The sequence below is a fragment of the Aeromonas mytilicola subsp. aquatica genome (assembly GCF_044336385.1).
GTDB lineage: Bacteria > Pseudomonadota > Gammaproteobacteria > Enterobacterales > Aeromonadaceae > Aeromonas > Aeromonas rivipollensis.
Map to the genome: position 1 here is coordinate 1,547,982 of NZ_CP172298.1, position 24,331 is coordinate 1,572,312.

Annotated in this window: 23 protein-coding genes; 18 read left to right on the forward strand and 5 right to left on the reverse strand. The window is 61.9% G+C overall.

Going from position 1 to position 24,331, the window contains the following annotated elements; all coding sequences use genetic code 11:
• The first annotated feature begins 29 nt into the window (after window positions 1-29).
• From rfbA to ACFWHB_RS07235, 7 genes are all read left to right on the forward strand, one after another.
• The gene (gene rfbA, locus ACFWHB_RS07205; protein WP_395950179.1) at window positions 30-935 is read left to right on the forward strand and encodes a glucose-1-phosphate thymidylyltransferase RfbA; all 906 of its coding nucleotides are present in this window, start codon (window positions 30-32) and stop codon (window positions 933-935) included.
• 54 nt (window positions 936-989) lie between these two features.
• Window positions 990-1,517 (forward strand): dTDP-4-dehydrorhamnose 3,5-epimerase, encoded by a 528-nt coding sequence (gene rfbC / locus ACFWHB_RS07210; protein ID WP_395949805.1) that lies wholly within the window; start codon window positions 990-992, stop codon window positions 1,515-1,517.
• A 23-nt stretch (window positions 1,518-1,540) separates the two neighbouring features.
• Window positions 1,541-2,623, forward strand: a complete 1,083-nt coding sequence (locus ACFWHB_RS07215) for an LPS O-antigen chain length determinant protein WzzB (RefSeq protein WP_395949806.1) — start codon at window positions 1,541-1,543, stop codon at window positions 2,621-2,623.
• 95 nt (window positions 2,624-2,718) lie between these two features.
• Window positions 2,719-4,431 (forward strand): PglL family O-oligosaccharyltransferase, encoded by a 1,713-nt coding sequence (locus tag ACFWHB_RS07220; protein ID WP_395949807.1) that lies wholly within the window; start codon window positions 2,719-2,721, stop codon window positions 4,429-4,431.
• Window positions 4,432-4,608: 177 nt separating this feature from the next.
• Window positions 4,609-5,061 carry a glycine zipper 2TM domain-containing protein gene (locus ACFWHB_RS07225; protein WP_395949808.1) on the forward strand — a complete coding sequence of 151 codons (453 nt, stop codon included), beginning with the start codon at window positions 4,609-4,611 and terminating at the stop codon, window positions 5,059-5,061.
• A gap of 171 nt (window positions 5,062-5,232) precedes the next feature.
• Window positions 5,233-5,886 (forward strand): YceH family protein, encoded by a 654-nt coding sequence (locus ACFWHB_RS07230; protein ID WP_042649459.1) that lies wholly within the window; start codon window positions 5,233-5,235, stop codon window positions 5,884-5,886.
• A 217-nt stretch (window positions 5,887-6,103) separates the two neighbouring features.
• Complete coding sequence (locus ACFWHB_RS07235; RefSeq protein ID WP_395949809.1) at window positions 6,104-9,946, forward strand: SNF2-related protein; 3,843 nt, start codon at window positions 6,104-6,106, stop codon at window positions 9,944-9,946.
• Window positions 9,947-10,065: 119 nt separating this feature from the next.
• Here ACFWHB_RS07235 and ACFWHB_RS07240 read toward each other — a convergent pair whose 3' ends face one another.
• The gene (locus ACFWHB_RS07240) at window positions 10,066-10,959 is read right to left on the reverse strand and encodes a DNA replication terminus site-binding protein (protein ID WP_270823756.1); all 894 of its coding nucleotides are present in this window, start codon (window positions 10,957-10,959) and stop codon (window positions 10,066-10,068) included.
• Window positions 10,960-11,482: 523 nt separating this feature from the next.
• Here ACFWHB_RS07240 and ACFWHB_RS07245 point away from each other — a divergent pair.
• The 7 genes from ACFWHB_RS07245 (at window position 11,483) to ACFWHB_RS07275 (ending at window position 17,397) form a co-directional block, all read left to right on the forward strand.
• Window positions 11,483-11,692: a DUF1127 domain-containing protein gene (locus tag ACFWHB_RS07245; protein WP_005331430.1), complete on the forward strand. Its 210-nt coding sequence runs from the start codon at window positions 11,483-11,485 to the stop codon at window positions 11,690-11,692.
• 272 nt (window positions 11,693-11,964) lie between these two features.
• The gene (gene astE, locus ACFWHB_RS07250; RefSeq protein WP_395949810.1) at window positions 11,965-12,981 is read left to right on the forward strand and encodes a succinylglutamate desuccinylase; all 1,017 of its coding nucleotides are present in this window, start codon (window positions 11,965-11,967) and stop codon (window positions 12,979-12,981) included.
• A gap of 261 nt (window positions 12,982-13,242) precedes the next feature.
• Window positions 13,243-14,340: a pyruvate dehydrogenase (acetyl-transferring) E1 component subunit alpha gene (gene pdhA, locus ACFWHB_RS07255; RefSeq protein ID WP_171276446.1), complete on the forward strand. Its 1,098-nt coding sequence runs from the start codon at window positions 13,243-13,245 to the stop codon at window positions 14,338-14,340.
• 68 nt (window positions 14,341-14,408) lie between these two features.
• Window positions 14,409-15,395, forward strand: coding sequence for an alpha-ketoacid dehydrogenase subunit beta (locus tag ACFWHB_RS07260; protein WP_106886346.1), 987 nt, complete (start codon window positions 14,409-14,411; stop codon window positions 15,393-15,395).
• Between the two features lie 94 nt (window positions 15,396-15,489).
• On the forward strand, window positions 15,490-16,590 hold the full coding sequence (locus ACFWHB_RS07265; protein ID WP_005331437.1) for a dihydrolipoamide acetyltransferase family protein: 1,101 nt from the start codon (window positions 15,490-15,492) through the stop codon (window positions 16,588-16,590).
• A gap of 205 nt (window positions 16,591-16,795) precedes the next feature.
• Window positions 16,796-17,005, forward strand: coding sequence for a cold-shock protein (locus ACFWHB_RS07270; RefSeq protein WP_005331438.1), 210 nt, complete (start codon window positions 16,796-16,798; stop codon window positions 17,003-17,005).
• A gap of 95 nt (window positions 17,006-17,100) precedes the next feature.
• A complete protein-coding gene (locus tag ACFWHB_RS07275) occupies window positions 17,101-17,397 on the forward strand; it encodes a hypothetical protein (protein ID WP_395950180.1) in 297 nt (98 codons plus the stop codon).
• On the opposite strand, the gene ACFWHB_RS07280 is transcribed toward ACFWHB_RS07275, so the two are convergent.
• Window positions 17,384-17,632: a TIGR02647 family protein gene (locus ACFWHB_RS07280; protein WP_025327553.1), complete on the reverse strand. Its 249-nt coding sequence runs from the start codon at window positions 17,630-17,632 to the stop codon at window positions 17,384-17,386. The genes ACFWHB_RS07275 and ACFWHB_RS07280 overlap by 14 nt on opposite strands.
• 248 nt (window positions 17,633-17,880) lie before the next feature.
• Here ACFWHB_RS07280 and ACFWHB_RS07285 point away from each other — a divergent pair, with 248 nt between their 5' ends.
• Together ACFWHB_RS07285 and ACFWHB_RS07290 are read left to right on the forward strand one after the other, a co-directional pair.
• Window positions 17,881-18,438: a hypothetical protein gene (locus ACFWHB_RS07285; protein WP_395949812.1), complete on the forward strand. Its 558-nt coding sequence runs from the start codon at window positions 17,881-17,883 to the stop codon at window positions 18,436-18,438.
• Window positions 18,439-18,532: 94 nt separating this feature from the next.
• Window positions 18,533-18,925, forward strand: coding sequence for a DUF2750 domain-containing protein (locus ACFWHB_RS07290; protein ID WP_005331447.1), 393 nt, complete (start codon window positions 18,533-18,535; stop codon window positions 18,923-18,925).
• Window positions 18,926-19,011: 86 nt separating this feature from the next.
• Here ACFWHB_RS07290 and ACFWHB_RS07295 read toward each other — a convergent pair whose 3' ends face one another.
• Together ACFWHB_RS07295 and ACFWHB_RS07300 are read right to left on the reverse strand one after the other, a co-directional pair.
• Entirely contained in the window at window positions 19,012-20,817 is a 1,806-nt protein-coding gene (locus tag ACFWHB_RS07295) for an extracellular solute-binding protein (RefSeq protein ID WP_395950181.1), read from the reverse strand.
• Window positions 20,818-20,953: 136 nt separating this feature from the next.
• Window positions 20,954-21,847, reverse strand: a complete 894-nt coding sequence (locus ACFWHB_RS07300; protein ID WP_163135165.1) for an EamA family transporter — start codon at window positions 21,845-21,847, stop codon at window positions 20,954-20,956.
• Window positions 21,848-22,062: 215 nt separating this feature from the next.
• On the opposite strand from ACFWHB_RS07300, the gene ACFWHB_RS07305 reads away from it, so the two are divergent.
• Window positions 22,063-22,251, forward strand: a complete 189-nt coding sequence (locus ACFWHB_RS07305; RefSeq protein WP_005331455.1) for a hypothetical protein — start codon at window positions 22,063-22,065, stop codon at window positions 22,249-22,251.
• Here ACFWHB_RS07305 and ACFWHB_RS07310 read toward each other — a convergent pair.
• Window positions 22,248-23,435, reverse strand: a complete 1,188-nt coding sequence (locus tag ACFWHB_RS07310; protein ID WP_395949813.1) for an HD-GYP domain-containing protein — start codon at window positions 23,433-23,435, stop codon at window positions 22,248-22,250. The two genes, ACFWHB_RS07305 and ACFWHB_RS07310, sit on opposite strands and share 4 nt — an antisense overlap.
• 174 nt (window positions 23,436-23,609) lie before the next feature.
• Between ACFWHB_RS07310 and rsuA the strand changes: the two genes are divergently transcribed.
• Window positions 23,610-24,302, forward strand: coding sequence for a 16S rRNA pseudouridine(516) synthase RsuA (gene rsuA / locus ACFWHB_RS07315; RefSeq protein ID WP_041206053.1), 693 nt, complete (start codon window positions 23,610-23,612; stop codon window positions 24,300-24,302).
• The last annotated feature ends 29 nt before the right edge of the window (window positions 24,303-24,331 follow it).

The window sequence follows — 24,331 nt, forward strand, 5'->3', positions numbered from 1 at the left end:
GAGGAACGATATTGATAACTTCTTCATCAATTGAGACGCGTAAAGGGATCATCTTGGCCGGTGGTTCGGCCACCCGGCTCTATCCGGCGACTTTGGCCATCAGCAAGCAACTGCTGCCCGTCTACGATAAACCCATGATCTATTACCCCCTGTCGACCCTGATGCAGGCGGGTATCCGTGACATCCTGATCATCAGCACGCCACTGGATCTGCCCCGTTTCGAATTGCTGCTGGGGGATGGCAGCCAATGGGGGATGCGTTTCAGCTACTCGGTGCAGGATGAGCCCAATGGACTGGCACAGGCCTTGCTGATTGCAGAGCCTTTTCTGGCCGGGAGTCCCTGCTGCCTTATTCTGGGCGACAACATCTTCTATGGCACCGAGTTGCCTCGTCAGCTTCAAAAGGCCAGCGCCAGGACGGAAGGAGCTACTCTGTTTGCCTATCATGTGCAGGATCCCGAGCGATACGGCGTCCTGGAGTTCGATGAAGAGGGGAAGGTGCAAACGATCGTCGAGAAGCCCGCCTCCCCGGCGAGCCAGTATGCGGTGACGGGCATCTATTTTTATGATGGCGATGCGAGCAAGATAGCCCGAACCCTGCACCCCTCGGGGCGGGGGGAGCTTGAGATCACCGATGTCAATTTGTGTTATCTGAAGCAGCAGCGCCTGGATGTCTGCTTTATGGGGCGAGGCTCAGCCTGGCTCGATACCGGTACCCACGACAGTCTGCAGGAGGCCAGTAGCTTCATTCAGACCCTGGAAAAACGACAGGGGCTTAAGGTTGCTGCTCCCGAGGAGATCGCCTGGCGCCGTGGCTGGGTATCAGATGAACAGCTTCGGGCCTTGGCATACCCTCTGGCAAAGAGCGGGTATGGCACCTATCTGCTGCGTTTGTTGCAAGCGCCGTTTGGCAAGACTCATTCCGATTGGGATTGATAAGGTTGTCTATTGGGTGATATATCCTTTCCCATCTTATCAAAGACATCACCTATGCACTTTATTTCATTGGGTATTCCGGATGTGTTACATATCCAGCACAAGCGTCATGAGGATGAGCGAGGCTGCTTCATGGAGCTGTTTCGCCACCAGGACTTCACGCAACAATGTGGCGATCTTTGCTTCGTTCAGGACAACCTGAGTCGCTCTCGGCAGGGGACGCTGCGTGGCCTCCATTATCAGAGGGAGAGACCACAGGGCAAGCTCGTACAGGTAATCACCGGCACCATCTTCGATGTGGCGGTCGATGTGCGCGTGGGGAGTCCGACTCAGGGTCAATGGGTTGGCACGCAGCTCTCGGCGGAAGACGGGGGGCTGTGGATCCCTCCCGGGTTTGCCCACGGATTCTATGTACAGAGCGAATGGGCCCATGTGCTGTATAAATGCACCGACTATTATGTTCCCGAGCTGGAAGCATCTCTCAACTGGTCGGATCCGACGCTGGCTATTGCGTGGCCCCTCATGGACAATGTGCCATTAATCTTGTCTGACAAAGACCGTCACGCCCCTTTCTGGAAGTAACTTCATCATCTTTAGAGCTCAGTATGAACAAACAGGTATTCGATAATTCAGGCAATCAGTTGCCTCAGGGTTGGCAAGCATCCTCCGGCGATGAGATCGATCTGCGTGAGCTGATCATGGTGTTATGGCACCAGAAGATCCTGATCCTGCTGGTCGCAGGGGTATTCGCAGCAGCAGGTATAACTTATGCCCTGCTGGCGCCTCAGGTCTGGGTCAGCCAGGCCGAGATCAAGTCGCCCACCCTCAAGGAGGTTGAATCACTCGAGCTCAACATCAACCAGCTGATTAACGCTCAGGTGCCGGCGGCGGCTTTCACCTCCTTTGACAAGAAGGCGCTCTACGGAGATTTCGTCAACAATTTCAACAGCTTCAATAACAAGCGTCAGTTCCTGATGGAGAAAGGTTATCTGGATGCCGAGGCGGCGCAGTCCGGAGTAACGGACGCGAAAGGCAAGCGACTGCTGCTCAAGAAGATGACCGAAGGGATCAGTGCCAAGGCCACGGACAAACTGCGCGAAGATGTCACCCTCTCCTTCGCCGCAGACACGGCGGCCGAGGCCAAGGAGCGCCTGGAGCATTATATCGCCTTCATCCAGCAGCAAGAGTCAGCGATCAAGGGCAAGGAACTGGGCACCATCTGGCAGAACAGGATCAAGACGCTGCAGACCCAGTATGAGAGCGCGCGAGCCGATACCCTCAAGCAGTTGCAAGACGATATTCTACGTACCGAGTACGGTCTGCGCATCGCCCAGGTGGCTGGGCTGGAGGCGCCGGTACAGAACCTGCAGGATCAGGGGAGTCTTCCCATCGACCTGGGGGCTCGCGCCCTGGCGGAGAAGCTCAAGATCCTCAAGGAGATCCAGAATCCAGAGTTCCTCAATCCGGCGCTGAGCGATCTGCGTCTGCAACTGAGCAGTCTCCAGGCCATCAAGCTAGAGGAGCTGCCGTTCCAGTCCTTTGCCTATCTGGCCTCGCCGAGTGAACCTCTGAGTCGCGACAAACCCAAGCGCTCACTGGTCGTGGTCTTGGCTACCCTGCTCGGCGGCATGCTGGGAGTGGGCATAGTGCTGGTGCGTCATGCGTTTCGCAGGCCAGAGTCGGCATGATCGCAATGAAGTGAACAAGGGGGCTGTTGCCCCCTTTTACGTATTGGCTGCTTGGTGACGAAACAATGGGAATGACACTGCAGGGATCAGGGACGATGAGGACAACAGGGATCTTTAGTTTGGTCAGCATCCTCTATTGGCTGCTGGGCATGCACTTTTTCATGCACAACCCGGGCGGGGCCGGGCTCTATCTGCCCTTCAACGCCTGGGGCTGGATCTTCGCGAGCCTGGTGATGGCGCTGGGACTGTGGCAGGTCACCCTCAGCCAGCGGCTGGTGGTCTCGCCGTTGCTGACGGTCCTGTGGCTGGGGGCCTTGCTGCTGCTGTTGCCCATGGCCTATCCGGGCTTCGAGCTCAAGGACTATGCCATTCCCCGCCTGTTGGGGCTGTTTGCCGGTCTGCTGTTTCTCGCTTGCCTCTATCAATGGCGACTGGATCGTCAGATGCGGGATCGCTTGCTCTACCTGCTGCTGGGGGCGGTAGCCATAGAGGCGCTGCTCGGCCTGGTGCAGTACTACCTGCTGGTGCCGGGCAACTGGATAGGCTACGACACCAGGACCAATCGCCCTTACGGCATCTTCCAGCAACCCAACGTGATGGCGACCTTTATGGCGACCGGGCTTGCCTTGGCGATATGGCTTCAGATGCGGGGGCACGCCAACCCCTGGCTCAAGGGGCTGCGTCATGGCGTGATCCTGGCGACCGCCTTGCTGCTGGTGGTGTTGCAGTCCCGGGTGGGCCAATTGGGCGGGGTCTTGGCTCTGATCCTGCTGCTGCCGCAGTTGCATCGCGAGCGACAACTGGGTCGGGTGTTGGGGCTGGTTGGGCTGGGCATAGCGCTCGGGCTGGCATCCCAATACTGGATGGCGGGGGCCAGGCGGGGGCTGGAGATATATCAGTCCGGCGGCATGAGATCCATCTACTGGCCCTATGCCGCCAGGCTGATTGCCGAGGCGCCCTGGACCGGCTGGGGCTATGGCAGTTTCGAGTCGGTGTTCCTTCAGCATTACATGGCGGACAAGGCGCTCAATCCCGCCATGGTGCAGATCGAGTACAACCTGGATCACCCCCACAACGAGTTTCTCTACTGGGCGGTGGAAGGGGGGCTAGCCCCCATGCTCGGCATGGCGCTGATGGGCGGGGCTCTGCTGTGGCGACTGGGTAGGGCTGGTTGGGTGAAGGGGGCGGCCTTGCTGGCGCTGGTGATCCCCATACTGCTGCACACCCAGACCGAGTATCCCTTCTACCACGCCATCGCCCTGTGGTGGGCGCTGCTGCTGCTCATCCATGTGCTTGATGCGGAAGTGGAGGAGGGGGGAGCGGCTGGCCACGCCAACTGGCGGGAGTATGTCTACCGCCCCTGGCTCTTGCTGCGTTTCCTGGCCATTGGCATTCCCCTGATCGTCGTCCCCTTCATGCTGACGGCTCTGCATACCGCCTGGGTGGTGACCAAGTATGAGCGCGGCGGCTACAAGCAGCCTGCGTTGCTGCTGGACATCGTCAACCCCATGGCCTGGCTGACCCGGGTGGAGTTCGACGTCAACGCGGTGCGCCTGATGGTGGGCTTGCAGGCCAACAACAAGTCAGAACTGGAAGCCTATCTCGACTGGGGGCAGGCGTTCGTGCGTCATACCCCCAGGGCCAACATCTACGCCAACATGGTGATTGCCCTCAATGCGCTGGGACGGACCGAAGAGGCCGACCGCCTGCGCACCCAGGCGCTGATGCTCTATCCGGGTGAGCCCTTGCTCACCGCCTCGGCGGCCAAGTCGGTTGCCACGACCCTGGAGCCCAAGCCCTCCTCATGAGCAGGCCGGGCACCGCTTTCCCTTCTCCCATCACGGCCGCCTTGCGGCCGTGATCATTTCCACCTCAGGCAAGCTCACAGTCAGGATCGGCGGTGTAGTCTCCCGAATGGGGATGGCGGGGCCGCGCAGGTGCGGTGCCGGCGCCATCGGGTCTCAGTCGTCATCGGAGTCGACATAGTGAAGAAGATTGCATTCATGGTTACCAGCCTGCTCATTCTGATGGGCACACCGGCCCTGGCAGGCACCAGCGCCCAGGTGGAATACGGCACGGTGCAAGAGAGCCGCATCCTGACCCAGGAGGCGGCACCCCAGCAGGGCGGAACCCGGCCACTTCGCACCATAGGGGCCGCCGCCCTGGGGGCGGCAGTCGGCAGCCAATTTGGTGGTGGCTCGGGCCAGACTGTCGCCACCACTGTGGGGGCAGTGGCGGGGGCCGAGGCTTCCCGTCGCCGTCAGGGCAACCAGCAGAGCGTGCAGGGCAAGCAGACGGTCGAGCTGCTGATCAAGACCGAGGCGGGAAAACTGCTCAACGTCGTGCAGGATCAGGATCCCGTGCTCAGGTTCAACAAGGGGGACAAGGTGCGCATCCTGACCACGGGAACGGATACCCGGGTCGACAAGTCCGTCTAGGGGGCTGCCTGGCGGTATGATGCCAGGGGCTAGCCACCTGGTTGCGGCCGGATTGTACGATGTTTCATCAAGGGTTTCATCGGCTCGCAAAAATGCGGTTCAGTGCTGGACGGCGAGAGCGCCTTGGCTAAGATAACCGTCTTAACGTCTTGTTTGGCAAGGGAGTATGAAATGGAGATAGTACTAGGCCCATTAGAGGCTCGCGTGATCGGCTGCCTGATAGAGAAAGAGATCTGCACGCCGGATCAGTACCCTCTCTCTCTCAATGCACTGGTCAATGCCTGCAACCAGAAGAGCAACCGCGAACCCGTGCTCGAGCTCGCCGAGCTGGATATCCGCGCCGTCATCGACGAGCTGATCCGCCGTCGTCTGGTGGTCAACACCGCCGGCTTCAATGCCCGGGTGCCGCGCTATCAGCACCGTTTCTGCAACACCGAGTTCGGTGAACTGAAATTCAGCGCCCAGGAGCTCGGCATTATCTGCGAGCTCTTGCTGCGGGGCCCCCAGACCCCGGGTGAGCTGCGCTCGCGCACCAACCGGCTGTGCAGCTTCGACGATGTGACCGAGGTGGATGCGGTGCTGGCCGCGCTGGTTGAGCGCGGCCCCTATGTGGTCAAGCTGCCCCGGGAGCCGGGCAAGCGGGAATCCCGCTATGCCCACCTGTTTGGTGGCGAGATCGATCTGGAAGCCCTGGCCGAGGCCGCCCCTGCCAGCAGTTATGCCTCTCCTGCCGCCGATCGCCTGAGCCAGCTGGAAGAGGAGGTTGAGCGCCTCAAGTCGCAGTTGCAGGCCCTGGAGGCCCGTCTGGCGCACCTGGAAGGCTGAATCCTGCGAGTTTGCTTACCCTATCAAGAGGCGCTGCGGCGCCTTTTTTCATGGCCCGTTGCCCGCCCGCAGAGCGCCTCGCAGAGGATGGTCCGCCGGCCCCCTGTCCCCGCTTTTATGAGCCTGGCCGCTTTTTTTGTACTAATTCGCGGTTAAGGGTCGAGCCGCCGCCGCTTTCCCGTTAAAATTCCGCCTTTGCACCTGCCCGCGAGTTCTGATGTCAGCCTTTACCCTCTCTTCGGATTGCCATGCCCTGCTCAGCGAGCTGCAACTGCAGCGCGCCGCCAGTACCCGTTATTTGCAAGACACGCTGTACGCGCAGCGCTCGCCCGGGCAGGCGCTGACGGACGCGCTGAACCAGTTGCAGCAACAGGGACTGATACGGCTGCGCAACGAGCAGCAGTGGAGCCTGACGGCGGAGGGCACCCTGACCCTGATCCTGGCGGTGCGGGGAGGGGCCTGCCCCATGCCGGACTGGACCCGGGTCCCCTCGGTCACGGGTCAGGAGATGGCACAAGGGGTGGTGCGCGAACTCTGTCTGGGGGAGGCGGGGCAGATCCCTGCCTACTACCAGAGCGCGGATCTCTTGAGCCTGCTGGACCTGCCCGATGCCCACCGCCTGCTGCCGGGCTCAAGCCCTGCCTGGCAACAACTGTTGCTGGAACACTTCGCCCTGCAGACCCTGCTCGATGCCGAGCCCGAAGCGCACTGGCCGCTGGCGTCCGTGACCGCGGCCTGCGCCCCTGCGCTGGCAAGCCGGCTTGAGGCGCTGGCCAGCGAGTGGGACTGGCTCTGCGGCCCGCTGGCCGGCGAGGTGACCACTCACTGGCCGGCCCTGCAGCAACTGGCCGAGCGGGGGGATGAACAGCCCCTGGCGGAGCGGCTGCTCGGCGCGCTGGGACAGTGGCAGGCCGCGGCGGCGCAAGAGCCCTGGCCCAGGATGTTCAGCGCCCTGCTCTGGCTTGGCTGGCTGCAGCAGGCCGATCCCGTGCTCGCCAGCGAGCAGCGCAAGAAGTGGCAGCGCAGCCTTGGCAACCATTTCCCCCTGCTTTCGGATCTGCTGGGACAGTGGGCCGGTGATCGCCACGGTCAGGCGATAGGCCTGTTCGATACCCTGCAACTGCCGCTGGAGGAGCTCCACTGGGGCTACCTCTGGCTGGATCTCTGCGCCCTCGCGCGCCACGGCGAGCAGAGCCCCCAGGTGGCCATACTGCACAAGTGGGATCTCTCCCATGTGCTGGAGGCCGAGCCCCGTCATCGCCTGATGGCCTTCTGCCAGGATCTGTTGCGCCTCTTGCTGGGAGAGGGGGCCGAGCGTCCCCCGTTGCAGCAACTGCGTGCCACCCCGGCCCCCGAGGCGGCCAGCGACGTAGAGGATGAGGACAAGACCCCCGCCTCGGCCAGCTGGCTCAACTGGCTGCAGGGGCTGGGGCGCTCCAGCGGCGTGCGCAAGGCGCAGGAGCGGCTGGTATGGTTGCTCCATGCGGAAGGGCCCGAGCTCGAGTGCAAGATCCAGAAGCAGAGCACCAAGGGGGAGTGGACCGCCGGGCGCCGGGTCGATCCTGCCTTGCTCTCCACCCAGTATGCCGCCCTGCTAGACGAGGCGGACTGGGCTCTGGTGCGCACCCTGCCACGGGGCATGAGCAAGCTGCCGCGGGACGCCTGGGCCCCCCTGGCCAGCCATCCGCGCCTGTTCAACGCCAAGGGGCAGAAGCTGCAACTGGCCATCAGCGCCCCCTTGCTGCAGGTGGTCGCCACCGAGCAGGGCATGAGCGCCGTCCTGAGCCCGGCCGCCGCGGCGCGAGGAGCGCACATAGTGCCGCTGGCCCAGGATCTGTGGCAGCTCATCCTGACCCCGCAGGCGCTGCTGGACAGACTGCCTGCGCTGGAATCCATTCCGCTGCTGCCAGCGGACGGGCTCGCCGAGCTGCAACGCACCCTGGACGCCATTCCCGAGCTGCCCTGGCACAGCCAGGTCGAGGGGCTCAGCGGCAATGCCGAGCTGACCCCCTGGCCAGGAGTGCCCTCGGTCCAGCTGGACTGGCAGGATGGTCAGCTGCTGGTCCAGCTGGTGACCCGGGAGGGGGAGCTGCCGCCGCTGCCCCTTGGCAAGGGGGAGGCCATAGTGCGCCAGGGCGTCAGGGACTATCACTACTGGCAACGGGATCTGGCTGCCGAGAAGGCCGAGGCCCAGCTGCTGCGCAACCAGCTGCCCATCGGCCTGCCGGGCAACGAATGGAAGCTGGACGGTGAGCAGGCACTGACCCTGGTCAATGCGCTGCCCGAGCTGGTGGACGCCGGAGTGGTCGTTCACTGGCATCAGGACAGCGCCCGTCTCAAGAGCCTCGACGAGGCGGCCCTGAGCCTGCGCATCGAGCGTCGCCAGGACTGGTTCCAGGTGGAGGGGGCACTGGCGCTGGATGAGCACCAGATCCTCGACTTGCGCCTCATCCTGCGCCAGCTGACCCCGGGCCAGCGCACCGTTCAGCTCGACGAGAAGACTAGCCTGATGCTGAGCGACAAGCTGGTGGAGCGCCTCACCATGCTGGGGGCCATGCTGGACACCGAGCAGCGCATCAACAACAAGCTGGCCTACCCCCTGGCCCGCCTGCTGTCGGCAGTGACCACGGCCGGGGATGATGCCTGGCACTCCCTGCAGCAGGAGTGGCAGCAGGAGGTGGAGTGTGCCCCCGAGCTCTTGACGGCGCTGCGGGACTATCAGAAGGACGGGGTGCGCTGGATGGCGACCCTGGCCCACCATGGCTTTGGCGCCTGTCTCGCCGATGACATGGGCCTTGGCAAGACGCTGCAGGCGCTCATGGTGCTGCGCATGCGCCAGCACCTCGGCCCCGCCCTGGTGGTAGTGCCCAAGTCCGTGGTCACCAACTGGCAGGAGGAAGTGACCCGGTTTGCCCCCGAGCTGGAGGTGGTGGTGTTCGAGAATCCCGCCGAGCGGGAGACCCTGATCCAGGAGGCCAAGGCGGGCCAGATCATCCTGGTCAACTACGGCATGCTCGGCAGCCTGGCCCAGTCCCTCAAGTCCCGCCGCTGGGCGAGCATGGTGCTGGACGAGGCGCAGCAGATCAAGAATGCCGGCACCCAGCGTGCCAAGCTGCTGTTCCAGCTCGAGGGGGATTTTCGCCTGGCCCTCTCCGGCACTCCCATCGAGAACCACTTGGGGGAGCTGTGGAGCCTGTTCACCTTCATCAACCCGGGCCTGCTCGGCAGCCTCGGCGAGTTCAAGCGCCGCTTCGGCAAAGCGGTCAAGGATCCCCAGCACATGGCGCTGCTGCGGGCGGTGATCAGCCCCTTCATCCTGCGGCGCCTCAAGCAGCAGGTGCTGACCGAGCTGCCGGACAAGACCGAGATCATCCACCACATCAGCCTCTCCCCCGAGGAGCGTCAGCTCTACGAGGCGACCAGGCGCGAGGTGGTGCAGCAGGTGCAAAGCGCCGATGGCCGCGCCCTGATGCACGTGCTGAGCGGCCTGACCCGCTTGCGGCGGCTCTGCTGCTCCCCCGAGCTGGTGATGCCGGAGTGGTCCCAGACCAGCAGCAAGCTGGACGAGGCCATGGCGCTCCTGGAGGAAGCCATCGATGGCGGCCACCGGGTGCTGGTGTTCAGCCAGTTCGTCGATCTGCTGAGCCTGTTGCGAGCCCGCATCGAGCTCAAAAAATGGGACTACTGCTATCTGGACGGGGGCTGCTCCGCCAAGTCCCGCCAGGAGTCCATACTGCGTTTTCGTCATGAACCGGTTCCCCTGTTCCTCATCAGCCTCAAGGCGGGGGGCACAGGCCTCAACCTGACCCAGGCCGATACAGTGTTGCACCTGGATCCCTGGTGGAACCCGGCGGTGGAGGATCAGGCGAGCGATCGGGCGCACCGCATGGGCCAGACCCAGCCGGTGACAGTCTATCGACTGGTGTGCGAGCAGACGGTGGAGGAGAAGATAGTGGCGCTGCACGACGAGAAGCGGGCCCTGGCCGATGGCCTGCTGAGCGGCCAGTCCGAGGTGCGTGGCCTGGACGTGGAGAGCCTGCGCGCCCTGCTGATGAGCTAGGAGCGGTGCTGCCTGCCTGGGTGCGAGAGGGGGATGGTCCTGGTGACCATCCCCCTTCTCTGTTTCAGGGGCTCATTGCCCGCGTCTGGGGCCCCTCTCATGGGTCTGATTAAGAGGCGCTAGCCCTGATAGCGATAGAGGTGCAGCCGCTCTATGATGGCCTCGCCGCCAATCTTGCGATCCCGCCGCGCCTGGCGCAGCTTGGGCGGATAGTGGCCGAGGTGGGTGACGCTGGGCGGGTTGTCCGAGCAGAGCAGCAGGGGCAGGCTCGCCTTGAGCTGCTGCTTGCGCGGCTCCCTGTCCAGCCAGAGCAGGTTGATCATGGGGTGGGTCTTGACCGGTCGGCGGATCCGCAGCTGCGCATCCGCCGGCAGGCGGCGAATGTCATACACCTCCTGATCCACCATCTTGCTCCACTCCTCGTTGCTGGAGAGCGCCGGTACATAGCGGCGGCTGCGCTCCAGCATCTCCAGCACCTGCTCGCGGCTGAGGCGGCTGATGCTCTGCTTGTCGGCCCAGGTGAAACCGAGGGAATGCAGCTCTCCGGTGAGCAGGGTCAGCTTGCGATAGACCTGCAGGGTGATGACCCCGGGCAGTGCGCTGTGTACCAGTTCGAACTTCTCGTCTCGCCCGCCGGCGGCCTGCACCAGGGCCTTGAAGGCGAGCTTGTGGCCGTTGATCTCGTCGAGCAGCGGGTGCAGCAAGGAGGCGCTGGCGGTGGGGAAGCGCAACCAGCCAGGCAGGCGGTGAGTCGCCTTGGTGGAGCAGCCGGGGCGGGCGCTGTGATCCTGAAAGGCCGTCACGGCCGCGGCCAGTGCCGCCTCGCCCGAGAGATAACCCACCTCGATGGCCTCGATGGGATCATGCTCTTCCCCTTGCGGTACGGCGGGCAGGGGATAGACATGGGCCTCCAGCAACTCGAGCTGGCCGAGCTGCCTGGCGAGACGGGCAAGGGCCTCTTCCAACGCGTCCATCTGTTGACGCAGGGCGGCGGTGGGGGTAAAGGTGTCCATCGGCATATCCTGTGTGTTCCCTCAATCCGTCGCCCTAAAGGCGGCGATCAGGGGGCATGATTAAACCACTGTATAAATAACCATACCAGCATGACGGGAAGGCGCCAAGTGTCGCCTTTCAAGCGCGGTGCAAGGGCGGCAGCCGTGGCCGCCTTTCGGGGGTTGCCTGTCTGTATTATCTTGTTAAATAACGATCTTTAAGTGATCCAATGGTTAACAATTGGCGGTGCGGCAGGGGTGGCAGCGTCCTGTCTCGAACTCGGGCTCTGCATAGCTAACGTGGGAAACTGCATAGTTAGAAGCCGATGCGGCAGGAGAAAATGCTGCACGGCTGGGGGAGGGAATATCTGGTCAGGATTTTACATATAAATCAATCAGTTGTATTTTACCCCATGGCGAGATCAGCCATTACTTTTACTAATCTCATGTATCAAAATTCGTCAATTGAGGCACCTCCTCGCCCTGACTAAGCTTTGCGCATCAAATCCGAGCCTTGCGCAGAACTAGAGAGAGGAGCCATATCATGGCCAACATGACTTATACCGAAGCCGGTTACCAGGATTCCAGCGAATCGAATCTGGTTGCTCGCGTCAAGATGACCGTCCTGACCTGGCTGGAACGCAGCCGCAGCCGTCGCCAGCTCTCCGAGCTGCCCGCCTACCTGCTCAAGGACATCGGTCTGAACGAAGCTGACCGCTATCAAGAGACCACCAAGCCGTTCTGGCGTGGTTGATATACCGGGCATGGATGCCTCGTTTTCTTGCTGATCTGAACTGCTCTGCCTGTGTTTTTCGCCCTCAAACGGGCCTGACTTTTCCCCTGTTGCCGCTTCCCCTCATTTCCCCTTGTCTGTTTTTCCTTCTGTTTGCCCCGTGCGGCATGAGTTGTCATCATCCCTCGCCAACTTTGTATCCTTACTGTTTGAATTTGTTTAAAAATTGATTTTAAGCCCGCCTGCCTTGCGTATAATCCGGCCATAGCATTCCAGACAAGAGGGTGAGATGGATGATTCCCCAGCATGACTTTTTGGCCCTGACCCGCCGCCACGAGTGGCAGCTCGAGCCTTTTGCCTTCGACCTGGCCAACGGTACCCGGGTGAGCGTGTGGGATACCGGCGTGCTCTGCCTGGAGCCCATGGGTGAGTCGCCTGGCGGGCGCAAGGACATAGTGCTCTCCTGCGGCATTCACGGTAACGAGACAGCCCCCATCGAGATCTGCAACCAGTTGCTGACCCGGTTGCTCGGCGGGGAGCTTCAGGCCCGCCACCGGGTGCTCTTCCTCTTTGGCAACCCGGCCGCCATGAATCAGGGGGCGCGCGAGGTGGAGGAGAACATGAACCGGCTCTTCAGTGGTGCCCACAGCAAGGGGGAGGGGCTGTGCAACAGGGAGCGCATTCGCGCCATGCGCCTGGAGCAGTATGTGAGCCGCTTCTTTGCCGATCCCGCCCGGCCCCGTTATCACTACGATCTGCACACCGCCATTCGCGGCTCCCGCCACGAGAAGTTTGCGGTCTACCCCTTTCCTCACGAGCGGCCGCACTGCAAGGAGCAGGTGCAGTTTCTCGGGGCCTGCGGGGTGCGCACCATACTGCTCTCGAGCGGCCCGACCACCACCTTCAGCTATTACAGCTCGCATCAGCATGGCGCCCATGCCTTCACGGTGGAGCTCGGCAAGGTGCGCCCCTTTGGCGAGAACGACATGACCCGCTTCATCGAGGCGCGTCAGGCGCTGCAGGAGCTGGTGACCCAGTATGAGGTCGTGCTCGAGCCCTGGCGGGCGGATGACTTCACGATTTTTGCCATCGATCGGGTGATCAACAAGCAAACGGCCGAGTTTCGTTTCCTGTTTGCCAGCGATGTGGACAATTTCACCGAATTTCCCCAGGGGTTTGTGCTGGCGGAAGATGGAGATCGGCAGTACAGGGTAGAGAAAGCGCGGGAGGCGGTGGTCTTCCCCAATGCCAACGTGGCCATCGGCCAGCGGACCATGCTGCTGGTGGTGCCGACCCGTCTGTGGGAGTGATCTGAGCCTATCTTTTCACGTCAACCCTGCGCCCCAGGCGGCGTGGCCAGGATGGACGTGATCCCGAACTCGCCCTGACAGGGAGCCCGAAAGGGCTCCCTTCTTCGTTTCTGCTCGCCGAAAATCTCATCTTCTTTCTGAAATTAAAGAAGTTTCTACTGGTCTTACCTGACTGAATCACCTTGTCCTTTGCTTAACATCTTATTTACATTCTAAGGGTCACCTCATGGTGGTGACGCTGACAACGGCAAGGAGCCAGTTATGACCCATGTCGACATCCCCTTCCTTCGTTACCTCGATGAGGAGGGGCGCCCGGTCGCGACACTGCCGACCTGGCTGGACAAGGCGATGCTGCACACCTTCTACCGCAACATGGTGATGGTGCGCAGTTACGACAAGAAAGCGATAGCACTGCAGCGAACCGGCAAGCTCGGCACCTTTCCCTCCCATCTGGGGGCTGAGGCGGTGGGAATCGGGGTCGGTCTCGCCATGCGGCCAGAGGATGTCTATGTGCCCTACTACAGGGACATGCCCACCCTCTATGTGCGGGGCGTGCCCATGGAGCAGAACCTGCAATATTGGGGCGGGGATGAGCGGGGCAGTGTCTTTTACAAGGCCGATGGCGAGTTGTCGGAAGACTTGCCCATCTGCGTCCCCATCGCCACCCAGATCACCCATGCCGCCGGCATAGCTGCCGCCTTCAAGCTGCGCAACCAGCCCAGGGTCGCCGTGGTGACCATAGGCGATGGCGGCACCTCCAAGGGAGATTTTCTCGAGGGGCTCAACTGCGCCGGCGTCTGGCACCTCCCCATGGTGATGATCATCAACAACAACCAGTGGGCCATCTCGGTGCCGCGCAAGCTGCAGTCGAGCGCGCCTACTCTGGCCCAGAAGGGGATAGGGGCCGGAGTGCGCAGCCTGCAGGTCGATGGCAACGACGTAGTGGCCGTCTATGAGGCGACCCGCGCCGCCATAGAGCGGGCCCGCAGCGGCAAGGGGCCGACGCTTATCGAAGCCGTCAGCTACCGGCTCGGGGATCACACCACCGCCGATGACGCGACCCGCTATCGCGAGGCCGCCGAGGTGGAAGCTGCCTGGGCCAAGGAACCGGTCAAGCGGCTGCGCCAGTTCATGGCCGATCAGGGCTGGTGGGACGAGCATCAGGAGCAGGCGTTGCTGGCGGAGGCGAGCCGGGAGGTCGAGCGTGCCGTGGCCGCCTATGAAGGTATGGCACCGCAGGCGCCGGAAACCCTGCTCGATTACCAGTTTGCCGAGCTGCCGAGGGAGTACCGTGCCCAGCGTCAGCGCATCATCGCCAAGGGCATGCAGCAGCGCGGCGGGGAGACACACCATGAGTGACATGACACTGCTCGAAGCGATTCACCTGACATTGCATCACGAGATGGTTCTGGGTCTGGGGAGGCTGCATGAGTGAAATAACGCTGCTCGAAGCGATCAATCTGGCGCTGCATCACGAGATGGAGCACGACCCCGACGTGGTGGTGCTGGGTGAGGATGTGGGGGTCAACGGCGGTGTGTTCCGTGCCACCGTGGGGCTGCGCGACAAGTTCGGCTTCAAGCGGGTGATAGACACGCCGCTGGCGGAGGGGCTGATCGCCGGGGTGGCGGTCGGCATGGCGACCCAGGGGCTCAAGCCAGTGGCCGAATTCCAGTTCCAGGGCTTCATCTTCCCCGGCATGGAGCAGATCATCTGTCAGGCGGCGCGGATGCGAAACCGTACCCGTGGCCGGCTCTCCTGTCCCATCGTCTACCGCTCCCCCTATGGCGCCGGCATCCATTCGCCCGAGCACCACAGCGAGAGCGTCGAAGCCCTGTTTGCCCATATCCCGGGTCTGAGGGTGGTCATCCCTTCCAGCCCGAGACGGGCATATGGCCTGCTGCTCTCGGCCATTCGCGACCCGGATCCGGTGATGTTCTTCGAGCCGGATCGCATCTACCGCTCCATGAAGTCGGATGTGGTGGATGACGGTGTCGGCCTGCCGCTGGATGTCTGCTTCACCCTGAGGCCCGGACGGGATCTCACCGTGGTCGCCTGGGGGGCCTGCATCCAGGAGGTGATGCGGGCCGCCGCCCTGCTGGCGGAGCAGGACATCCAGTGCGAAGTGCTGGATCTTGCGACCATCAAACCCCTGGACATGGAGAGCATCCTGACCTCGGTGCGCAAGACCGGGCGTCTGCTGGTGGTGCACGAGGCCTGTGGCAGCTTCGGGGTGGGTGCTGAAATCGTGGCGCGGGTCACCGAGGAGGCGTTGACCTCCCTCAAGGCGCCGCCAAGAAGGCTCACCGGGGTGGATGCCGCCGTTCCCTACTATCGCAACGAGGAGTATTACCTCATCACCGAGCAGGATATCGCGGATGCGGCTCACCAACTGATGGAGAACAAGTGGCTATGACGTTTATCAACTGTTGGCGCCCAGGCGCCCGAGCAAGGAAGAGCCATGAAGTCGGTCAACCTTTGGTGATGTTCCCGTGGATGGAGAACTGGTCATGAAATTTTTCAAATTACCGGATCTGGGCGAAGGCTTGGCCGAGGCCGAGATAGTCGAATGGAAGGTCAGCGCCGGCGATACCGTGAGTGTCGATCAGGTGCTGCTGTCGGTGGAAACCGCCAAGGCGCTGGTGGATGTGCCCTCGCCGGTGGCAGGGGTGATCGCCAGGCTGTGCGGCCAGGAGGGAGACATACTCCACATCGGCGCTCCCCTGGTGGAGTTTGAGGGGGGGGAGGACGACGGCACCGTGGTGGGCAAGGTCAGCGCCCATCAACAGCACATCGAGGATCACTTCGTGGTGGGTGCCATGGCGCCCGGTGGCGCTCTGGTGCAGGCCATGCCGGCGGTGCGTCTGCTGGCGCAAAAACTGGGGCTGGACATCGACAGGCTCAAGGGCACTGGCAGCGCCGGCATGGTGACCGAGCAGGACGTGCAGAGCGCCTTCGAAGCGTTGCAGAGCAGCGGCAACGAGTTCCTCAAGGGGTCGCGCCGGGCCATGGCCAAGGCGATGGAGCACTCCCATCAGACTGTGGTGCCGGTCAGCATCACCGACGAGGTGGACCTGCGTCACTGGCGGGCAGACGAAGACGTGACGGTGCGTCTCATCAAGGCCATCGGGGTGGCGTGTCGTGCCGAGCCCTCCATGAATGCCTGGTTTGACGGGGATACCCTGTCGAGACGGCTGTTCAGGGAGGTCAATGTGGCCATCGCCGTTGACTCCAAACACGGGCTCTATGTACCGGTGATGGAGAACGTGGCCGAGCGGGAGAGAGCGGACATTCGGCACGGGCTTGATCGGATGATCGCCGATGTGAAGGCGCGCGCCGTGCCGCGGGAGATGTTGCAGGGGGCGACCATCACCCTCACCAACTTTGGTGCCATCGCAGGTCGCTACGCCAGCCCCATAGTCACGCCACCCCAGGTGGCCATCATAGGGGCGGGCAAGCTGTTCGAGAAAGTGGTCTTCATCCATGGGGAGGCACGGCCGGTCCGGGCACTGCCCTTGTCGATGACATTTGACCACAGAGCCTGTACCGGCGGAGAGGCGGCGCGCTTCCTCAAAGCCCTGGTTCAGGCACTGGAAGCGGCGGATGCGTAAGTGATTGCACCCTGCCCCCGGCGGGGTGCAAATTTGGTTGCGTAATCGACAAAGGCACGTATAATCTAAACCAGCTTGAAAGGGCGTTAGTTATGTCAATGAATATGATGTTTTGCATCTTTTCCTGTTGTTCATAAGTTAATCCCGTTTTTGAGCTTTATCCGCTGAAAAGCATAAGTAATTATTTTGAATACAGGTTAAAGATATGTCTAACATGATCACCGGTACCGTTAAGTTTTTCAACGAAACCAAAGGTTTTGGCTTCATACAGCAAGAAAACGGCCCGGACGTTTTCGTTCACTTCAGCGCTATCAGCGGTAACGGTTTCCGTACCCTGGCTGAAGGTCAGCGCGTACAGTTCTCCGTGACCCAAGGTCAGAAAGGCCCGCAGGCTGAGAACGTAACTGCTCTGTAATTCTTACAGAATTTAAGAAAGCCGTGGTACCTCTGGTGCCACGGCTTTTTGTTTAATGGCATATTCATAAACCACGTTTGCCAATGACCATCATCATGCTCCCATCACTCTTGTTGACAGTGGCGCTTGCCAATACTCCCGTGCCGGATCCCGCGGCAAACGAGGCCGTGACAGTGTGCCAGCAATTCGTGCAGGTCCGTTTGGGCAAGGCTGAGCAGCCCGAGGAGATCAAGGCGCAGCCTGTCCCGAAGCGGACGGGGGAGTGGTTGATCGATGGCAAGGTAAAAGGACCCGAAGGTCCTTTGTTGTTTGCTTGTCTGCTGCGGCAGGGAAAGCGCTGGGAATTGCTCAACTTCTCGCTCTGGGCGCCGCAGGAACTCAATTCGGCTTGAGCGCCACCAGCAGGTGTTGAAGATGCTCCAGCATGGTCATGCCGAAGGGGGTCAGATAGCCGCCATCGACGGCACTGATCATGCCTTGTTGATGCAGACGTTGCGCCGCCAGGCACAACTCTTCAGACATGTCGCTGCGTAACTTGATCCCCAAACTCATGTTCGCCGGATCAAAGCATGCCAGTATTTTCAGCTCATTCACAAAATCGTCAGAAACCTGGTCGATCCCACTCATGGATGCACTCCTTACGCTAAAGATGTATGCAAACTAGCATTCCCGGTTTGACTTTAGTGGGCGCTGGCTCAAAGTATTGGGCTTTCTCTGGACCGGCAGTACCCGAACGCTGCTTTTTTGGCCGGAAGCGTCATGTCCCGGCTGGTTGGACTAGCAGAGTCCGTGTGCCGGCAAACATGGTAGAATAGCCTCTCTTTTGTCCTCCTGGCCAGGTATGAACCCAGGTCTTCCAGCTCAAGGCGCGTCTCATGATCACTGTCACACTGGTATCTCTGCTGCACACCCTAGGTCCCCGCTTTCCTGTTTATGCACCGTCCTTGTTGCTCCCCTTGCTCGATGAGTATCAGGGGGATCTCTGGCTGCCATCCATCAAGGGGGCAGATGTCACCGCCCTGCGCCAACATGCCAAGGGGCGCGAGGCGCAAAGTCTGGCTCCTCTGGCGGCGGGATGGTGCGATTTCGGGGCTGGCGGCCAGGGTGAGACTCCCGAGCTGGACGCGCTGGCGAGTTACGACGAAGAGATGCTGGACAACTTGCTGATGTACTGGCACAGCCCTGGCAAGATCAACAGCCCGATCACCGATAACCTGTTCGAGTTGCGCCGTGGGGTGGTGGATGAAGCCCATGGCTCCAAGCTGGCGGTCGTCTGGGAGCAGCAGCAGCAGAGACGCTTCGAGCAGATCATGGCAGGGGCTTGGGCCGGTCGGGATCAGCTCTGCTTCGTGGAGGTGGAGTCCGCCTACTGGCTGCGCCAGCGTTTCTGCGAGACGGCGGAGATCACCCTGGTGACCCCGGCGCTGGGCTGAGATAACCGAAACAGGAGCGACTGAGCACTCTTGCTGGACAAGGCGCCAGCAAGATGTGAACATGTCGCCCTTTATTGAATGAGAGACTTGACCAATGAGCTATGAACTTAGCGACACCGAGCGCAATGCCGCGCTGCAACTGAACGCCGACTACCGCTTTGATCACTTCATCAGCAAGCTGGTCGAGCACGAAGAGCTGTTTGTTCTGACCGACGAGCACGGCGTCATGATGCTGACCACCGAAGACGAAGACTGCATCCCGGTCTGGCCGCATCCGGAATACGCCAAGGCGTGGGCCGAAGGCGAGTGGGCAGACTGCAAGCCGCAGTCCATCACCCTCAAGGTGTGGCTGGATCGCTGGGTCGACGGCATGGAGCAGGACGAGCTCTGCGTGGCCGTGTTCCCGACCCCGGAGCAGGAAGGCATAGTGCTGGATCCGGCCGACGTGGCCGACGCCATCGCGCAAAAGCAGGCCAAGCGCGGCTAAGTCCCGCCCAGGCGCTGCTGCCACAAAAAAGACCCCGCCACAGTGCGGGGTCTTTTGTTTGTGCCGAGCCAGTACGTGGAGAGGACTCAGGGCTTTTGATAGCGGGTGTCGATCAGGGTGACGGGAGGGAAGGTCTTGCCCTGCTTGATGGCGGCTTTCGTCTCCGCTTTCAGCTCCTCGTCAATCCAGAGCAGGCCACCGAAGCTGTAGCCCGAGTTGGCGCCATCCAGGGGCCAGTAAAGCAGATCGCTCTGGGGGGTTGCCGGAATCTTGGGCAGTTTTATCCAGCGCCAGGCGCCTGCCCGGGTATAGGGGACCTGATAGGCAGGGACGAAGCTGGCCAGCTCATAGAGCCGCTGCTGGATCTGCCGTGAGAGCTCGGCCTTCTTGCCGAAGTCGAAGGCCTTGTCGTATTGCTCCACCAGGGCCGAGATGGCGTCGTCATCGAGGTTCATGATGTTGTTGGTCTGGGGCTTGTTGGCGTTGACCTTGTGGAAGTGCTCCCAGTAGGCGGGATAGCGGCCACTGCTCCAGGCCATCCAGGCGCTCTGATGCTTCTTCTCCAGCATGGATTTGAAGCCGGCGGAGGCATCCATCAGGTTCAGCTCCAGATTGAGACCCGCCTTCTTCGCCTCTTCCCGCAGCAGGGTCAGGCGCTGGGCATGCTCGGCCGTGGTGTAGGTGATGCTGAGGGAGAGGGGTTGGCCCCTGTCGTTTTGCAAAATGCCATCCGGCCCCGTCTTGGTGAAGCCCGCCTTGGCGAAGTAGTCCCGTGCGAGCCTGGGATCGAAGGGGCGTGCCTTGATGTCGGTGTTGGTGAAGGCCCCCTGGCCCGAGCCGTAGCTGTTGAGGCGCTGGTAGTCCCCCCGCAGCAGGGTGGCGATCATCTTGTCGAGGGCGAGGGCATGCTGGATGCCGAGCCGCACATTGAGATCCTTGAGCAGCGGGTCTGCGGTGTTGAGGTAAAGCCCCATGGGGGACTGCGGGGTCTGGTTGTAGAACCAGAGCCGTTCGATATAGCCCTTCTCGAATTCGGCTGTCTTGCTCTTGTCGTGCCACCAGTTGGGCATGACCAGCGGGAAGCTGTCGAGATCGCCACGCAGGAAGTGCTGCCAGGCGATGTTCTGATCCCTGAGCACCTTGATCTCTATCCGGTCCGGGTTGAAGCGGTGCTGGAAGTAGCGCTCCCCGTCACCCCACCAATCCTTGACCCGGTTGAAGGTGACCGACTTGCCCTTCTTCAGCTCGCCAATCTGGTAGGCACCGGTGACCGGCAGCACCTTCCAGTTGTACTCCTTGACCCAGTTGGCCGTGAGCTTGATGGCATGGCTCGGCTCCGGGCTGAACGGCAGGGATTCCAGCAAATCCTCCCGGCTCTTCTCGGTGCCGCTGGTGATGGCGAGGGTGTGATCGTCGAACCTGGTCACCTCGCTTATCTGGGTGCTGTAGTAGTTGTTGTACCAGGGATCGCTTATCTCCTTGCTGCGCATCATCTTGAGGGTAAAGAGCCAGTCATCGGCGGTGACGGGTTGGCCGTCCGACCAGCGCGCCTTGGGGTTGAGGCGAAAATAGAGGGTCTTGTGATCGGCGCCGAAGGCCCACTGGTTGGCCAGCATGGGAATGGGATTGCCGGTCACCGGATGGGTGGCGAGCAGGGGCAGATTGGTTTCACGAACGTAACCGGCGAAGCTGCCGTTGGAGTCGGGCCCGTACTTGCGCAAGGTGAGCGGGAAGCTCGACATGAAGTCACGGAAGGTGCTTCCCCGTTTGGCCTGTGGATCGGCATAGACGGGGTCTGTGTCGTTGCTCTCCCACTTGAGATCCGCCGGCAGGGTGGCGCTCCAGCCGAAGGCGCTCCAGCAGAGGGGGAGCATCACGGCCGCGACCCGCATGACACGCGGCAAAGTGGGAATGACCGAGGGTGAACTGTGCTGCATGTCCTTGCTCTCCTGATGGTTGGCGTCCTGCCGGGTCAAGCTGTGAGGCCCGTGAGGGCCTGATCCATCATGGGAAGTTTCCCCATCGAGGTCAATGTTCGGCTTGTGCCTTGAACAGCCTCATTTTTCCGCCCAGCAGATGGACCACGAAGCCGAGCAGCACCAGGCCCGAACCCAGCCACTGCAGGGTCGTGGGGTGCTCATCGAGCAGCAGGGCGGCCGCCACCATGCCGACGCAGGGCACCAGCAGGGAGAGTGGCGCCACCTGGGCCACCGGATAGCGCATCAGCAGACGCCCCCAGAGGCCGTAGCCAAGCCAGGTGGCGACCAGCGACAGATAGAGCACGCACAAGAGCCCCTGCCAGCTGAAGTTGAGCAGGCTGGTGGCAATGACATCGGGCCCCTCGAACAGCCAGGAGAGCGCGAAGAAGGGCACTATGGGCACCAGGCCGCCCCAGGCGATGAGGCTGGGTAATGAGGTCTGATAGCGTAGCCCAATCTGGCGATTGATGACGTTGCCAAGGCCCCAGCAGGCGGCGGCGCACAGGGTCAGCACGAAGCCGAGTAGGGTCAGGTTGCCCTCGCCGTTGGTGGCGATGAGATAGAGGCCGGCCCCCGCCAGCGGCAGCGCCACCCAGTGGTGGGGCTGCCAACGCTCTCCCAGCCAGATCATGGCGAACAGCAGGGTGAACACCACCTGGGATTGCAGCACCAGGGAGGCCATGCCCGCCGGCATGCCGAACTTCATGGCACAGAACAGGAAGGCAAACTGCCCCAGGCTGATGGCACCGCCATAGGCCAGCAGCCAGCGCCAGGGCATGGCGGGTCTGGGCACCAGCAAGATGGCGGGGAAGACAACGCCGACGAAGCGCAGCGCCCCCAGCAGCAGCGGCGGTATGCCCTCCAGCCCCCATTTGATCGCCACGAAGTTGAGTCCCCAGCAGAGAATGACCAGGGCGGCCAGACACTTGTCCTTGGCTTGCATACAGCGTCCTTGTGTGAGAAGCAGAGCCATGAGATGGCGCCGGAAGGCAACGAGCATACCCTCGATGGGGTGGTCGGCGTCAAGCCGCATGCGGGGTGGCGTGCGAGCGCGCCGGGTGGTTCGGGAGGAGAGGGCGGCATGTCGGGGGAGGACTAAGCTAGTAGGAGAGCGCTCGATGTGACGGGCGGGTTTCTATGGCTGACTGGAGGTGTACCATGAGCGACCATACCCTGCTGCCCCATGGTGAGGATCTGCGCCGCGCCGTACGCTGGCTCAGCGAACACCATGAACACGACATCCGGGCCATCGAAGAGGCCTGCGTCCGCTTCGATCTCTCCCCGCTGGATGAGGAGTTTCTCCTCCGCTACTGCCGCGAGCAGGCACCTGAGTCCCAGGCTCGCTAGACGAAGTTGGCCAGGTTGATGCCAAACTCCTTGGGATCGACCGTGCTCTCTATGCTCTCCTGCCCCCCGTTTCTGGCGAGATCCAGCCACTGCACCTCGAGGTAGTGGCGCTGGGTGGCGTGATAGATCACCTTGACCACCGGCTTGAGAGGCTGCTGTTCGTTGCGTTGCATCACGACCGCCAGCCGCTGGTTGGAGAGCTGCACCAGGGTGCCCACCGGATAGACCCCCATGCACTTGATGAACTTGGTGACCAGCTCGGCATCAAAGTGCTGATTGATGCCTTTGAGCAGGATGCGAAACGCCTGGGTCGGTTGCATCCCCTGCTTGTAGACCCTGTCTGCCGTCACCGCATCGTAGACATCGACGATGCCGCTCATGCGGGTGTAGAGGGAGAGCTGGTCCGCCTTGAGCCGCTGGGGATAGCCGGTGCCATCGAGGCGCTCGTGGTGGTTGGCGGCCACCTCCAGCATGGTGGGGGTGATGCCGGCGGTATTGCTGAGGATGTCGTAGCTGTGCACCACGTGCTGGCGCATCACGCCAAACTCCTCGTCGGTCAGTTTGCCCGGCTTGTTGAGCACCTCGTCCGGGGTCATGATCTTGCCCACGTCGTGGAGCAGTCCGCCCAGGGTCAGCTCCTTGAGCACGCTGCGCTCAAGCCCGAGATAACGGCCGAAGTTGGCGAGCAGTATGGCCACGTTCATGGAGTGTTCCATCAGGTAGGCATCCTTGGCCCGGATCCGCGCCAGACAGAGCATGGCGTCGCCATGGGTGAACATGGTGTCCACCATCTCCTCGGCGACCGCCGCCAGCGGGGTGATGTCGATGGGTTCCCCGGCCTTGAGGTGGCGAATGAACTTGCCTTGCAGCTCGCGCGCCTCCTGATAGAGACGGCGGATCTTGAGCTCGCGCCCTTCGCCACTGCCTGCGGGACGCGCCGAGCCGGCGCTGTGGGACGGGCTCGGGGAGACGACCTGCTCTATCCCGGGCAGCTTGCTGCGGGCGAGGTCCACCCGCACCGTCAGCACGCCGCGCCGGATCAGCGCATCCACCTGCTGACGGTTGGTCACCAACCCCGTCTGGGCGATTTCCATGGCACCGGTCTGACTGGCGATGGCTAGCACGTACATGCCAGGTTGCAACTGGTTGACGGGGATGACGGGATGAGGCTGAGTCGGCTTCATGGGGGCTTCCTGGGATTATTATTATGCGTGGTGTCGGCGCTCTGTCGGCAGTCTATCACCGGCACATCATGGCGTCAGGCGCCATCTGCCTAACTTCTCCCTTAGTGCTGGCGTTGTGGGGTTCGGCCTATATAATGACGCCCCTTGATAACGTTGGATTCCGAGGTTTTGTGCATGCGGCTCGATAAATTTCTTTGCGATTGCTCCGATTTGACCCGTTCCCAGGCGGGCAAGCTGATCCGTCAGGGGGAGGTGATGGTGGACGGTATCCTGGTCAAGCAGCCCGCCTTCCACATCAATGAGCAGAGCCTGATCGAGTTTGATGGCGTGACCTTGACCCTGAATCAGCAGAATCGCTACTTCATGCTGCACAAGCCGGAAGGCTACGTCTGCTCCAACGAGGACCCCGATCACGCCACCGTCTTCCACCTGCTGGATGAGCCCGCCATGGGCAAGCTGCACGTGGTGGGCCGGCTCGATCTCGACACCACAGGCCTGGTGCTGATCACCGACGATGGCAAGTGGTCCCACCGTATCACCTCGCCGCGCCACGAGTGTGCCAAGACCTATCATGTCTGGCTGGCCGACCCCGTGAGCGAAGAGGCCATCTCGCTGTTTGAAGACGGCGTCTACCTGCGCAACGAGACCGACAAGACCCGCCCCGCCCAGCTGGAGATCCTGGGGGAGTGCGAGGCGCGCCTCACCATTCACGAGGGCAAGTACCACCAGGTGAAGCGGATGTTTGCCGCCATCGGCAACAAGGTGATAGGGCTGCATCGGGAGCGGATCGGGGCGCTCGGCCTGGACGACGAGCTGGCTCCGGGGGAATACCGGGAGCTGACCGCCGAGGAAGTGGCCCAGTTCTAATCACACCATCCGACGGCGAACGTTCGCAA

What these genes read in the sequence shown, in the direction of transcription:
- ACFWHB_RS07290 (WP_005331447.1), top strand. Translation starts at nt 18,533, where the DNA reads ATGAGCTATGAACTTAGCGACACCGAGCGCAATGCCGCGCTGCAACTG.
- ACFWHB_RS07275 (WP_395950180.1), top strand. Translation starts at nt 17,101, where the DNA reads ATGCTCCCATCACTCTTGTTGACAGTGGCGCTTGCCAATACTCCCGTG.
- ACFWHB_RS07220 (WP_395949807.1), top strand. Translation starts at nt 2,719, where the DNA reads ATGAGGACAACAGGGATCTTTAGTTTGGTCAGCATCCTCTATTGGCTG.
- ACFWHB_RS07310 (WP_395949813.1), bottom strand. Translation starts at nt 23,435, where the DNA reads ATGAAGCCGACTCAGCCTCATCCCGTCATCCCCGTCAACCAGTTGCAA.
- ACFWHB_RS07230 (WP_042649459.1), top strand. Translation starts at nt 5,233, where the DNA reads ATGGAGATAGTACTAGGCCCATTAGAGGCTCGCGTGATCGGCTGCCTG.
- ACFWHB_RS07260 (WP_106886346.1), top strand. Translation starts at nt 14,409, where the DNA reads ATGAGTGAAATAACGCTGCTCGAAGCGATCAATCTGGCGCTGCATCAC.
- ACFWHB_RS07280 (WP_025327553.1), bottom strand. Translation starts at nt 17,632, where the DNA reads ATGAGTGGGATCGACCAGGTTTCTGACGATTTTGTGAATGAGCTGAAA.
- astE (WP_395949810.1), top strand. Translation starts at nt 11,965, where the DNA reads ATGATTCCCCAGCATGACTTTTTGGCCCTGACCCGCCGCCACGAGTGG.
- rsuA (WP_041206053.1), top strand. Translation starts at nt 23,610, where the DNA reads ATGCGGCTCGATAAATTTCTTTGCGATTGCTCCGATTTGACCCGTTCC.
- rfbC (WP_395949805.1), top strand. Translation starts at nt 990, where the DNA reads ATGCACTTTATTTCATTGGGTATTCCGGATGTGTTACATATCCAGCAC.
- ACFWHB_RS07240 (WP_270823756.1), bottom strand. Translation starts at nt 10,959, where the DNA reads ATGGACACCTTTACCCCCACCGCCGCCCTGCGTCAACAGATGGACGCG.
- ACFWHB_RS07215 (WP_395949806.1), top strand. Translation starts at nt 1,541, where the DNA reads ATGAACAAACAGGTATTCGATAATTCAGGCAATCAGTTGCCTCAGGGT.
- ACFWHB_RS07285 (WP_395949812.1), top strand. Translation starts at nt 17,881, where the DNA reads ATGATCACTGTCACACTGGTATCTCTGCTGCACACCCTAGGTCCCCGC.
- ACFWHB_RS07270 (WP_005331438.1), top strand. Translation starts at nt 16,796, where the DNA reads ATGTCTAACATGATCACCGGTACCGTTAAGTTTTTCAACGAAACCAAA.
- pdhA (WP_171276446.1), top strand. Translation starts at nt 13,243, where the DNA reads ATGACCCATGTCGACATCCCCTTCCTTCGTTACCTCGATGAGGAGGGG.
- ACFWHB_RS07245 (WP_005331430.1), top strand. Translation starts at nt 11,483, where the DNA reads ATGGCCAACATGACTTATACCGAAGCCGGTTACCAGGATTCCAGCGAA.
- ACFWHB_RS07235 (WP_395949809.1), top strand. Translation starts at nt 6,104, where the DNA reads ATGTCAGCCTTTACCCTCTCTTCGGATTGCCATGCCCTGCTCAGCGAG.
- ACFWHB_RS07265 (WP_005331437.1), top strand. Translation starts at nt 15,490, where the DNA reads ATGAAATTTTTCAAATTACCGGATCTGGGCGAAGGCTTGGCCGAGGCC.
- ACFWHB_RS07295 (WP_395950181.1), bottom strand. Translation starts at nt 20,817, where the DNA reads ATGCGGGTCGCGGCCGTGATGCTCCCCCTCTGCTGGAGCGCCTTCGGC.
- ACFWHB_RS07305 (WP_005331455.1), top strand. Translation starts at nt 22,063, where the DNA reads ATGAGCGACCATACCCTGCTGCCCCATGGTGAGGATCTGCGCCGCGCC.
- ACFWHB_RS07300 (WP_163135165.1), bottom strand. Translation starts at nt 21,847, where the DNA reads ATGCAAGCCAAGGACAAGTGTCTGGCCGCCCTGGTCATTCTCTGCTGG.